At 59.4% G+C, this 12563-nt stretch carries 7 protein-coding genes; 2 read left to right on the forward strand and 5 right to left on the reverse strand.

What is annotated here, in order from left to right:
- Window positions 1-41: 41 nt before the first annotated feature.
- Together VGO04_RS11685 and VGO04_RS11690 are read left to right on the forward strand one after the other, a co-directional pair.
- Window positions 42-4178: a calcium-binding protein gene (locus VGO04_RS11685; RefSeq protein WP_327496122.1), complete on the forward strand. Its 4137-nt coding sequence runs from the start codon at window positions 42-44 to the stop codon at window positions 4176-4178.
- Between the two features lie 197 nt (window positions 4179-4375).
- On the forward strand, window positions 4376-4711 hold the full coding sequence (locus tag VGO04_RS11690) for a hypothetical protein (protein ID WP_327496123.1): 336 nt from the start codon (window positions 4376-4378) through the stop codon (window positions 4709-4711).
- A 246-nt stretch (window positions 4712-4957) separates the two neighbouring features.
- Here VGO04_RS11690 and VGO04_RS11695 read toward each other — a convergent pair whose 3' ends face one another.
- The 5 genes from VGO04_RS11695 to VGO04_RS11715 all read right to left on the reverse strand — a co-directional run bounded on the left by VGO04_RS11695 (window position 4958) and on the right by VGO04_RS11715 (window position 12537).
- Complete coding sequence (locus VGO04_RS11695) at window positions 4958-6040, reverse strand: succinylglutamate desuccinylase/aspartoacylase domain-containing protein (RefSeq protein WP_327496125.1); 1083 nt, start codon at window positions 6038-6040, stop codon at window positions 4958-4960.
- An 82-nt stretch (window positions 6041-6122) separates the two neighbouring features.
- The gene (locus VGO04_RS11700; RefSeq protein ID WP_327496126.1) at window positions 6123-7496 is read right to left on the reverse strand and encodes an MFS transporter; all 1374 of its coding nucleotides are present in this window, start codon (window positions 7494-7496) and stop codon (window positions 6123-6125) included.
- Between the two features lie 385 nt (window positions 7497-7881).
- Window positions 7882-8517, reverse strand: coding sequence for a TetR/AcrR family transcriptional regulator (locus VGO04_RS11705; RefSeq protein WP_327496127.1), 636 nt, complete (start codon window positions 8515-8517; stop codon window positions 7882-7884).
- Window positions 8518-8878: 361 nt separating this feature from the next.
- Window positions 8879-10342 carry an HlyD family type I secretion periplasmic adaptor subunit gene (locus VGO04_RS11710; RefSeq protein ID WP_327496128.1) on the reverse strand — a complete coding sequence of 488 codons (1464 nt, stop codon included), beginning with the start codon at window positions 10340-10342 and terminating at the stop codon, window positions 8879-8881.
- On the reverse strand, window positions 10339-12537 hold the full coding sequence (locus tag VGO04_RS11715; protein ID WP_327496129.1) for a type I secretion system permease/ATPase: 2199 nt from the start codon (window positions 12535-12537) through the stop codon (window positions 10339-10341). The genes VGO04_RS11710 and VGO04_RS11715 overlap by 4 nt, the downstream gene beginning before the upstream one ends.
- Window positions 12538-12563: the final 26 nt, after the last annotated feature.

Genomic DNA, 12563 nt, shown 5'->3' on the forward strand with positions numbered 1-12563 from the left:
CTTTCAATGACACTCTCGGCTCGACTGCTGCGGGTGGCCAGTTGCTTGCTGGCGGCGCCGGCAATGACACCTACGTCGTCACGACCCAGAACGTGACCATCTCCGAAGCGGCCGGCGCGGGCGACGATGAGATCCGCACCAACGCAAATACCTATTCGATGGCATCCTTCGCCAACGTCGAGCGACTGACCTTTACCGGCACAGGTGCTGCGGGTCTGACCGGCAATGCCAACGACAACATCATCACCGCTGGAGCGAGCGACGACTTCCTCACCGGCGGTGCGGGGGCCGACCAGCTGATTGGCGGCGCCGGCAACGACACCGCAGTCTACACCGGCCAAGTCACACTCAACCTGAAGACCGGTGTCCACACCGGCGAGGCGGCCGGCGACACCTTCAACTCGATCGAGATCTTCTCGGGCTCCAACCTCAACGACATCTTCGTTGGCAATGGCACAGCCGTTACCTTCAACGGCGGCAGTGGCTTCGACACGGTCGACTACTCAGCGTCGTCCGCGGCGGTGAACGTGACCCTCGGCGCCGGTGGGGTCACGACCGTCGCGTCCGGCGGCGATGCCCAGGGAAACAGCCTGGTCAATATCGAGCAGGTGATCGGGTCGGCCTTCAATGACACGCTGTCGACGACAGCTCTGATCAGCCAGGCGCTTGCTGGCGGTGCCGGCAACGACACGTATATAGTCGGCTCGACGCTTACCACCATCACTGAGGCAGCCGGCGGCGGTGATGACGAGATTCGCACCAGCGCGACCTCGTACTCAATGGCAGGCTTCGCCAACGTCGAACGACTGACCTTCACCGGCACGGGTGCTGCTAGTCTGACCGGCAATGCCGGCGACAATATCATCACTGCAGGAGCAAGCGACGACTTCCTCACGGGCGGTGCAGGCGCCGACGAGCTGATTGGAGGTAGCGGTAACGATACTGCGGTCTATGCCGGCCAGGTCACTCTTAACCTCAAGACCGGCGCCCATACCGGCGAGGCGGCCGGCGACACCTTCAACTCGATCGAGATCTTCTCGGGCTCCAATCTCAATGATACCTTCGTCGGAAACGGCACGGCCGTCACCTTCAACGGTGGCGGTGGAACGGACACCGTCGATTACTCCGCCTCGGCGTCGGCAGTCACCGTTACCCTCGGCGCAGCCGGCGTCACCACGGTTGGATCGGGCGGCGATGCCCAGGGCAACAGCCTCCTCAACATCGAACAAGTCATTGGCTCAGCCTTAAACGACACCCTTGGATCGTCCGCCACTACCAGCCAGACGCTGCAAGGTGGGGCTGGCAATGACACCTATCTCGTCACGAGCCAGAACATCACTATTTCCGAAGCGGCTGGAAACGGCGACGACGAGATCCGTACCACCGCGAATTCGTACTCGATGGCAGCCTTCGCCAACGTCGAGCGTCTGACGTTCACCGGAACGGGTGCCGTCACTCTCACCGGCAATGCCGGTGACAACATCATAACCGCAGGCAGCGGCAATGACGTCCTTATTGGCGGCGGCGGTGCGGACCAGCTGATCGGCGGCAGCGGCACGGACACGGCAAGCTATGTAACAGCAACTTCAGGCGTGACCGTCAACCTTACCACCGGTGTTCATACCAGCGAAGCTGCGGGCGATACTTTCGACAGCATTGAGGTGTTCGTTGGATCGAACTTTAACGATACCTTCTTTGCTTCTGTCGGTATCGACAACCTGAACGGAGGGGGTGGCACGCTCGACACGATCGACTATTCGCTCTCGAATGCCGCAGTGAACGTCAATCTGACGACCAATGCGGTCAGTGGTGGCGACGCGGCAGGCGACGTCCTCAGCAATTTCGAGAGAGTTGTGGGCACATCGTTTGCCGATACGCTTGCTTCTTCGACCGCTGGCCATTCCCTGGCCGGAGGTGTCGGCGATGACATCTATATTGTTGGAAACCAGGGGGTCGTCGTCACAGAAGCGGCAGGCGAAGGTGCGGATGAAATCCGCACAACTCTGAACGCGTACTCGATGGCGGGCTATGCCAATGTCGAAAAGCTGACATTTACAGGAACCGGCAATACATCGCTGACCGGTAACGCCGGCGACAACATTCTCACCGGCGGATCCGGCAATGATGTCCTCGTCGGTGGAGCGGGAAGCGATCAGCTGATTGGCGGTGCCGGAACCGATACCGCAAGCTACATATCTGCCGCGGCGGCGATCACGCTGAACCTGAAAACAGGCATCCATACCGGCGACGCAGCTGGTGATACATTTGACGGCGTTGAAGGCTTTGCAGGCTCCAATTTTAATGACACCTTCTTCAGCTCGACGGGAGCGGACATTCTCAACGGAGGTGCCGGAACACTCGACACGATCGACTACTCGCTGTCGAGTGGTGCGGTGGACGTCAATCTGACGACGAACGTGGTCAGCGGTGGCGACGCGGCAGGCGACGTCCTCAGTAATTTCGAACGAGTCTTGGGCACATCGTTCGCTGATACTCTTGGGTCTTCCACCTCGGGTCACGTCCTGGCCGGTGGAGCCGGCGACGACGTCTACGTTGCCGGCAACCAGAGTGTCACGATTGCAGAGGCTTCAGGCGAAGGTACCGATGAGATCCGAACCGCGCTCGCAACCTATTCGATGGCAGGCTACGCCAACGTCGAAAATCTCACCTACATCGGTACTGGCAACTCGTCGTTGACGGGTAATGCGGGCGACAACGTCATCACCGGCGGGATTGGTAACGACACACTCAACGGAGGTGACGGAAACGACCAGCTCAACGGGGGCGACGGAATAGATACTTTGAGCGGCGGTAATGGGAATGACAAGCTCTATGGGGGCAATGGGAACGACATTCTCTCCGGGGGTGCAGGCGCCGATCAGTTCTTCGGTGGAGACGGCGACGACACCGCAAGCTACGTTGACAGCTCAACCGCGATGACCTTCAACCTCGCAACCGGCGTTATCTCCGGGATCGGAGCTGGCGATACCTTCGATAGCATTGAGGTGATTGCGGGTTCGAATTACGGAGATACCTTTATTGCCAGTGCTGGCGCTGATCGCGTCAATGGCGGTGCCGGCGTAGACCTTATCAGTTATGCCGCAGGTAGTTCGGCGATAAGCGTCAATCTCCTCACCGGCAGTCACACAGGTCTCGCAACTGGGGATATTTTTACCAATGTTGAGGTTGTTGAAGGAACAAGTTTTGATGATTCGTTTATTGGAGACAACGGCTCTAACATCTTTATCGGTGGAGCCGGTGCAGATTCGTTCGATGGCGGGCTTGGTGTTGACAGCATTTGGTATCTCACAAGTGCCTCTGCCGTGAACTTAGATCTGGCGAACGGTGTGCTGAGCGGGGGCGACGCAGCCGGCGATACGTACTCCAACATTGAGCGTTTCATTGGTTCGAACTTCAATGACACGCTGACCGCCGGCGCGAACGGCACTCGGCTCGAAGGCGCCGGTGGGAGCGACACAATAAATGGCGGGGCTGGCGCGGATGTCATATTCGGTGGGACGGGTTCGGATATCGGTGCGGCAGGTCCCGTCTCAGGCGGCCCGCAAGCCGACACGATTGCTGGTGGCGACGGTAATGATGAGATCTATAGTGCGGGAAATAACCAAGGTGAATCGTTCAACTATAGTGACGGAATTGATACCGGGACAATAATTAATGGGGATGATGGAAACGACACCATCGTAGTAAGTAATGGCACTGCTTACGGCGGTTTCGGCGGCGACACTATTACAGTGTGGGGTGCAGGTACGGCCGATGGTGGATTTGGAAACGATACGCTCAACGGAAGATACATCGGATTTAAGCTCTTAGGCGGCGAGGGTTCTGACGTCCTGAACATGAAACTTGGAAGAGGGTTTGCCGACGGAGGAAATGGAGGCGATATTTACCATACCGACACAGTCTTGCAGTCGACGATCCGCGATACAGGGTCGGGCGGTAGTGACACCGTCTATTTGGATCGCGTCGCGAATTTGAGCGATCTCTTCGCTGTGCGGAGTGGGAATGACTTAATGTTGGTTTCGCAGGAGGATCGGAATGGCGGCCCAACCTATGAGAATAGTCTAGTGATTTTGCAAGATTGGTACAACGGCGGCAATACGATTGAATATTTCGTGCTTGCCGATGGCACGAGCATTGCTGGAGGTAGTTTCTCATAAGAAAGCTCTGCACAAGGTGTCTTCCCTATATGGGAAGACACCCCTTTATTTTTGCCAGAAAGCTTCGGAGGCGATGCCAGATGTCAAGTCCAATTGGTCCTGCAGATTTGATGAAGTTTCATTCGGGTCCAAAAATCTCAGACTTTCAGAACTGGAGGCCCGTACCAGCTTCTGCCGTGGTTCAGCTGAGCCCTCAAATGAAAGCCGAGTTGGCTGCGCGCGAGGCCGAATCCGCGCAACTCGTGGTCGAGGCCAAGGCGCGACGAGAGGCCAATCCCGGTCTGTATTCAAACAACGTCGAAAATAACAACATGTACGAAACCAACGTGGCGACGCTGGACGAAGCTGCGGTCATATCGAGGATCAGCTACATCACAGACTTGATCCAAAGTGGAGAGGCCGAAAAATATTCGTTTCGTGCCGGAAATGGCGATCAAACCACAACCTCCATCCATCAATTTCTGTACTGGTTGCAGCTGCGAGCCAAAGATCTCAGCGACGACGGCACTTACTCTCCTGAGATGTTCAAGTAGCAGGCATTCGCCGTGTCAAACGGTAGTCATTTTGGCCCGACGCCGCCTTGTTTTCCAGTGGATAAGACCAAGAGCGGATTCGAGATTTATGCTCATCTGGCCCTGATAGAAAATCGGCGGGCAACGAACGTAAAAATAGATACGTTTTGCCGGGTAAAGGTGAGCCGTTTTTGAGAAGGGTCGACGGACGATGTTGGCTAATGGCTCGCAATCAATGTCCGTGGCCTGACGGATGAGTGCGTGCACTCAGGCCCAGCCTGAGCCGGTATCAAAGTAAGCTCGTACCGGCCCGCAAATTGGCGAGGTCGGAAACAGAATGCAAGTCGAAGCGCCAGGATGCAAAATCTTCGACGGATCGGCGTGAGATATGACGAGGCCGTCGCAAGGCGCATGGACTGAGGTGCGGCCAACGCTGCCGGTCGGCACAGGAATGAGAATTTCCCCGATTAACTGTCCCTGCTTGACCTCTTGTCGAATTGTGACCCTCGGAAGGAAAACGCCGCCGACCTCAGCGACGACTGCATGCGTGGAGCTGTAGGGAGCAAGAATGCCCGCCCAGACGGCGATAGCTTCGCCGGGCCACCTGAGGGCACCTGTATCGTGCAGATAGGCCTTCAACCCGAGAGCATCCAAATGAGCCATGCGGTCGTCCACATCCCTGTTGCTGCGCAGTTCAAGAGTGGCAACCATGCTGGGATGGGATGCTTCTCCGCGGCCGCGTGTTCCCTTGATCTGGGTGATCACATCGGTGAAGGTTCCGCTGCTTGAGGCAGGCGACGTAAACACCGCATCAAGGTTCAAGGCAGCAGCAAGAGTACGTACATTGTCGGCGCGTTGGTCGTCCACGAATGCGAAGCTAACAGCCGGCTCCATGCAGCAGTGGATGTCGAGGACGATATCCGCATCATGGGCCATGCGCAGGATCTCAAGTCTGATCTGCCCGAGTGCGGTGAGCGCGGTGGCGTTGCGTAGCTGCTGTGTAGCGGACATCTCGCTGGGGGCGGGCAGCGAAGGCCAGGAGAGGTTGAAATTCATCCCGGATGCCAATTCAAGTCGCCCTATGGGATTTCCGGAGATCGCCTGGGTCAGACCGATCGGATTGGCGAAGGGGACGAGAATGACCTCCCCCTGCCAGGCATCGGCGTCAACCCCGCCCAAAATCTGCTCGAGATGATGCAAGACGAGAGGCCCCGGCAATTCCTCGGTGTGGGTTCCTGCCTGGATGTACACCTTCGGGCGTCCACCAGGGATGCCGAAGCGAACAGTGCGCAGGGCCAAATGCCCGCCGAATCCGTTTTCGGCGGTAAGGATCTTTGTCTGAACGTTCACTGAAACTCTCGATCGCTATCGTGTTGAACTGACGCGTCAGCCCGCTGCACGCGGATGCCGCATTTAAGGCATGCGGACCTGCTCATGCCGGGTTTGCTCTGCGGCCAAGCCTCAACGATGCAGGGATGGAAATGCAGATCATCAGGGTCGCGATCACCATGGCGAACGTGAATCCCCTTGCCGGCGGCAAAAGTTCCATCATCGTGGCCGCAAACTGTCCGCCGAGTGCGGCACCAGCGATCTTGAGCACCAGAATGAAGCCGCTGACGCTTGCTACGCGGTCCGCATCGATCCAGACTGCCAAAAGGTCGAACGTCTGAGTTAGCAGAAGCCCAAGGCCCACTGAGCCAAGCACCGTCGCCGCGATGATGGACGGGATGGAGTGGGTGATGATCAGAAGGGCCGTGCCGATGGCAATCAGCGCGCTGCCCGTGACGACCACCCCACCCGCTCCTATTTTACCGCGGAGCGGTAGAGTTGCCATTGGGGCGACAAACAACACAATGCTGGACGGAATGAACACATAGGAGGAAATCGCTTCGCTCATGCCGAGACCGCCATCCGCTATGCCGGTCGTGACGATCATCGGAATTGCGACCATAACCGCTGTCGCGTTGAAGCCGGTCGCCAACTGGATAAGCGAGAACCTTGCCACGGTCGGGTCAAGCAGCTGGCGCGGATCGATCAGAGGAGACGCTGTTTGTAGCGCGCTGCGCCACCAGAAAACGGCGAGCCCAAACGAGGTAGCAAGGGGAAGGCCGACCGACACGCTCATCAGTCCGTGCCGGCCAATAAGGCTCGTGCTGTAAAGCAGCAGCGCCAACGCACCGCCGAGCAGAATGCCTCCCGCAACGTCGAGCTTGGCATCGGTCGTTCGCCGCAATTGGACCTTGCGTGAGATAACCACGGTGGCAACGGCAATGACCAGCAAGACCAGATTCAATGCAAAGACCATCCAAAACAGGGATTGGTATGGATAGTGATCGAGAAGATAGCCCCCGATCACCAATCCCGCGAGAGCGCTGACACCGGAAGAAACAAAGACCATCGCAGTGGATTTTTCTCCATCCCCGCTGTTTGCCGTGATCACGACGCCAAGGGGAAGCAGGATCGCCCCGGCGCCAAGCAGCGCCTGTCCCAAGGCCGCTGCAGCAAATGAGGTTGCCAGGGCGGCGCAAGCGGAACCCAGCAGGCTGAGGGCCAAAATGCCGATCAGAACGAGCCGCTTGTCCCAGATATCGGCAATCCTGCCCCCCAAAGGAAGAGCGATCGCAGAGCTCAGCAAGCCGCAAGTGAAGACAAAGCCAAGCTGGGAATCTGATATCCCAAGCGTGGTTCCCATGGCCGGTAAGGCCGGTGCTATCATTGTATCAAGCAGAAAGTTGGCGAAGATCGCGCCGATGCACAGCCAGGCCCAGAAACGGCTTTGGCGTGTGGAGAAAGATGTCGTTTCCACTTCGTGTCCCCTCGTGGCTATTGGCAGCCAATTCTTGATTTTGAAGGCGTTCTGGGTCCGCGCCGTTGGTTCGGGCGGGTTCACGGCGCTCCCAACGCCGTGCTGCAGGATGATGCATCCTGAACGAAATAAATGGCTTTGCAACAGTTATTATGCAGATGCATAATAATCGTGCCGGTGCGCAAGACGACGCGCAGGTTCGGCTTCCAGTGCCAATGTGCGTGCAGGTTGGACGACAGTCGATTTGACGCCGGCCGCGTCGACGTGCGTCTGGTTGGTGAGAGTGCTCGTTTGGAAGGTCAGGCGCAACTAGCCCTTGACACGCTGGGCAGATGGACGGGATCGCCGCGAGCTTGGGCCGACACTCGGCCGATCACTGTGTGGTTCAGGCGGTGCTATCGTCAGCCAAGCGGATTGCGAGAATTTTTGCCACCGCATCGAGACCAAGCTGTGCCAAGCCTCTGGTTTTGCTTCGCTCGGTCTCGAGGCACACTGCGATCCAGAAACCATCAAGCAGGGCATGCACCTCGATCGTCGCGCGCGCCACGTCAGATGCGGTAAATCGCCGGTCCTCGGCTTTGAAGACTTCCGCGATCAACTGTTCGGTAGCCTGGCGCAGTATGTCGTAGTTCTCATCGCGAACAGCCGCGATCATTGGATCGACCGGACTTTGACTGATGAAGGTCGCCCAAAGCGCGAGCAATCGATAGTCGGTTTCCTCATTGCCGAGCGTTACCCTGACGAGGCTCGCCAGCCTTTGATGAGGACTGCCCTCGCTGGAGGTGAGAACCGCCATGGCAGGGGCCATCATCATTTCGGTTGCCCTGCGATAGGCAGCGACAATCAAATTGGCCTTATTGACAAAGTGGTGCCGAATTAGTCCGTTGGTAACGCCCGCTTTGGCTGCGACGGCGCGCAGGCTCGTCGCCTGTATTCCAAGCTCGGCTATACAGTCGAGTGTCGCCTCAACCAACTCTCGGCGGCGTTCACTTTCGGGAGCGCGTTTAAACGGTTTCGGCATGCGGGCAACATTCTCCAATATGCCGTGCTTGTCGCATGATCCGGACGAAAGGCAAAGTGGCGGTCCGTCAGCGCTGGGCGGGGTACTTTCACGGGACCATCCGCGACAAAATCAGCAATGCAGCCCGTGCCGTCACGGCTGGTGGGCGGTATGGCCCCGCATTAGAGTTGAGACCGATATCGAATGGTCGGAGAGGTTACAGGCATTTCCTGACTTTGTAAGGAACACTCCTTACATATCCGCCGGATGATTGGGGGCGCTGGCAGCAAGACAAAATAGGCAACATACGCAAATTCTCTAAAATGCTGCAGACCACAATGGTGAGGGGTTCTGCCGCGCGGTATTGGCCCCTCGGTTGGTACTATCTTTCCTTCATCGCGCTCGAGGACACCTCGGCCAGCGGCGAGAACAGGTATTCGAGGATCCGACGTTGCCCGGTCTTGACCTCGATGGTAACGGCCATGCCCGGTGACAACGGGACCGCCCGGCCGTCGACGAGGATGTCGGTCTCGATCGGCTCGATGACGACGGGGTAGACGAGGTTCTGCATGCGTTGCGCATTGCTGAATGGGACCGAGGTCTGCAAGCTGGCGGAGGAGGATTCTTCCGTCTGCCTGGCATCAGGCTCCGGGATCGCGTCGGTGGCGACACGGGTGACCTTGCCGTGCAGGATGCCGTAGCGGGTGAACGGGAAAGCCTCGACCTTGATCACCGCCTCCTGGCCAGCTTCGACGAAGCCGACGTCGCGGTTCGGCAGATAGGCTTCGATCTCCAGCTTTTGGCTCGTCGGAACAATGCGCATCAGTTCCGTGCCCGGTGATAACACCTGCCCGACCGTGGTGATTGCCGATGCCTGGATGACGCCGGTCTCCGGGCTTTTGATTGTCATCGCCGAGAGCTTGCGGCTCGCCTTGGCAAGCTCCTGGGCTGCCTGATCGACTTCGCGATGTGCCTCGGTCAAGCGCTGGGTGTTGTCGGCGAGAAACAGGCCGAGCTGGCTTGCCGCTTCGCTTTTGACGACGTCAAGAGCAGTCTCCGCCTCCTTGTGCTCACCCTTTTGCGAGGCAAGGTCGCGTTCGGCTTCCTGCAGGGTTTCCTGTGCGTCGATCATTGATGCCTTCGTGCCGGCCTCGACATCGACGAGCTTGCTGCGCATCGATACCCGCTGGGCCAGCGTTGCCACGAACACCTTCTGGGCGGCGATCGTTCCGCTCAACCGCTCGATCTGTGCCTGGCCCTTGGTGAACTGCGCGTGCAGGTTGGCGATCGTTCCGGAGAGCTTTGCGACTTCGGCAGCGTAGACCTGTTGTTCTCGCTCCTTGAGCGCTCCGCTGATCTCTTCGGGAAACGCGATCGCGCGGCCGGGCGGGCCATCGGCCTTTGTCCAGATGTCGCTCGATGCCCAGGCGCTGACGACCTCGTTCAGCGCCTGTCGTCTGGCGATCTCCGCCCGGAGCGCGTGGAGACGAAGGGAGAGCGCTTGTTCCTCAGCCTTCGCAGTGGTCGGATCGAGTTCGACCAGGATGGCGCCTTTCTCGACCCGCGCGCCGTTGACCGCGTTGGCAACGATGACGCGTCCCGGTTCCTCGGACTGGACGATCTTGACGCGCCCGATCGGCTGGATCTTGCCCTGTGCCGTCGCGACGATGTCGAACTTGCCGAAATAGGCCCACAGCAGGCTTAGAGCCGCCAGCAGGCAGATCAGCCAGATCATCGCGGCGCGTATCGGCGAGGCCGGCGTCTCCAAGATTTCGATCGCGGCCGGCAGGAACTCCTGGTCGGCGCGGCTGGCCGGCTTCTTGGGGCGTGGCTGATGGACGTTCATGCCATTGTCTCCGCTATCACATCGGCCATGCCGTTCTGCAGGCGCCAGAGGTGAGCGTAAAGGCCATCCGTGCGGGCCAGAAGTTGGTCATGCGTGCCGACCTCTACGATCCGCCCCTCAGACATGCCGATGATGCGGTTGCAGGCGCGAACCGTCGCCAGCCGGTGCGCGATGATGATGACGGTGCGGCCGCGCACGATCTGGCGCATGTTGGCAAGCACGATGCGCTCGCTGTCATAGTCGAGTGCGCTGGTTGCCTCGTCGAGAATGAGGATCGGCGGGTTGGTCGAAAGCGCTCGGGCAATGGCGATCCGCTGCCTTTGACCGCCGGAGAGATTGGCGCCACGTTCCTCGATCATCGTGTCGTAGCCATTCGGCAGCTTGGCGATGAACTCGTCGGCGCCGGAAAGGCGCGCAAGCGCAATCACCGCTTCCCGCGACATCGCCGGATTGGAGAGCGCGATGTTGTCGTGGATCGGGCGGTTGAACAGCAAGTTCTCCTGCAGCACGACGCCGACATGCGAGCGCAGCCAGGCAGGATCGACCTGGGCGATATCCTGACCGTCGACGAACACCTGGCCGGAGTTGGGAATATAGAAGCGCTGCATCAGCTTGGTCAGCGTCGACTTGCCCGACCCGGATGGGCCGACAATGCCAATCACCTCACCGGGCTGGATCTCGAGGTTGATGGTCTTCAGGACCTCGGGTCCGTTCGGTGAGTAGCGGAAGATGACATTCTTGAAGCCCATGGCGCCGCGCGGCTTGGGCAGCGCCACCGGCTGCAACGGCCGCGGCTCGGCTGGCGCGTTCAAAATGTCGGCAAGGCGGGTCACCGAGATCTGCACCTGCTGGAAATCCTGCCAGAGCTGCGACAGCCGCAGGATCGGCTGCGACACCTGCCCGGCGATCATGTTGAAGGCGACCAGCGCGCCGACGCTTAAGGCTCCGTCGATCACCGCTTGGGCGCCGAGCATCAGCAGGGCGGCACTCGTCAGCTTGTTGACGTATTGGATCGCGTTCTGGCCCTTGGCCGCAAGCATTGCCGCCAGGAACGACGAACGGACATAGGCCGCCAGCCGCTCTTCCCATTGCGAGGCGACGACGGGTTCGATCGCCGACGCCTTAAGCGTCTGCATGCCGACGACGGACTCGACCAGCAACTGCTGGCTATAGGCGCCGCGGTCGAATTTCTCGTCGATGCGCTCGCGCAGGAACGGACGGATCAGGAAGCCGATCGCGACATAGAACGGGATCGAGGCGACGACCACCCAGGCAAGTGTCGTCGAATAGGCAAACAGCACCGCGATGAAGACGAAGGTGAAGATGAAATCGAGTCCACTGAAGAGCCCCTGCCCCGTCAGGAACTCGCGGATCGTCTCGAGCTCGCGCATGCGCGCGACCGTCTGGCCGGCGGCGCGTGTCTCGAAATAGCTGAGCGGCAGGTTCAGCAGATGCCGGAAGAGGCGACGTCCCAACTCGACATCAATGCGGCTCGTCGTGTGGGTGAGCGCATAGGTGCGCAGATATTGCAGGACGACATCGAAGAGGCCGATCGTCACGAGGCCGACGACGAGCACCGTCAGCGTTGAATAGCTGCGGTGCGCCAGAACCTTGTCGACCACCACCTGGAAAAACATCGGCGTCACCAGCGCGAACAGCTGGATGAACAGGCTGGCGATCAGCACATGGCCGAGCGAGCGGCGATAACGCCAGATCGACGGCAGGAACCAGCGGAACCCGAAGACCGTCGCGGACGCGCCGGCGCCAAGGAATTTGCGCTGCAGCAGGATGAAGCAACCACCCGTCAGCCGCAGCAGTTCCGCAGCATCGACCTCGCGCGTTTCCATCGTCGCGGGATCGACGAGCCGCAATTCCCCTGGCGATGTTGCTCCGGCAAAGATCGCAAAGCCACCGTCGGCAAGGCACGCAATCGCCGGTGTCGGCAGGGCCGAGAGCCGCGCCGAGGACACGGCAGAGACATGCCGCGCCTTCAGGCCGACGAGCTTGGCCGCCCGCAACAGATCGTCGGACGCAGCCGGCCCCCCAAGCGCCAGCTGCTTGGCGATGACTTCGGGTTGAGCGGCAATGCGATAGAAGCCGGCGACAAGGCAAAGGGCTTTAAGGCCCAAGTCGATGCCAGGCGTCTCGGACCCCGAAGCGACAGGATGGTGGGGGCCAGTAGGCGCGTTATCCATGATGGGCTGGCTTTTACCGAAGGTTG

The organism is Ensifer sp. (genome assembly GCF_035999185.1).
Lineage (GTDB): Bacteria > Pseudomonadota > Alphaproteobacteria > Rhizobiales > Rhizobiaceae > Ensifer.

What these genes read in the sequence shown, in the direction of transcription:
- VGO04_RS11715 (WP_327496129.1), bottom strand. Translation starts at nt 12,537, where the DNA reads ATGGATAACGCGCCTACTGGCCCCCACCATCCTGTCGCTTCGGGGTCC.
- VGO04_RS11690 (WP_327496123.1), top strand. Translation starts at nt 4,376, where the DNA reads ATGAAAGCCGAGTTGGCTGCGCGCGAGGCCGAATCCGCGCAACTCGTG.
- VGO04_RS11705 (WP_327496127.1), bottom strand. Translation starts at nt 8,517, where the DNA reads ATGCCGAAACCGTTTAAACGCGCTCCCGAAAGTGAACGCCGCCGAGAG.
- VGO04_RS11710 (WP_327496128.1), bottom strand. Translation starts at nt 10,342, where the DNA reads ATGAACGTCCATCAGCCACGCCCCAAGAAGCCGGCCAGCCGCGCCGAC.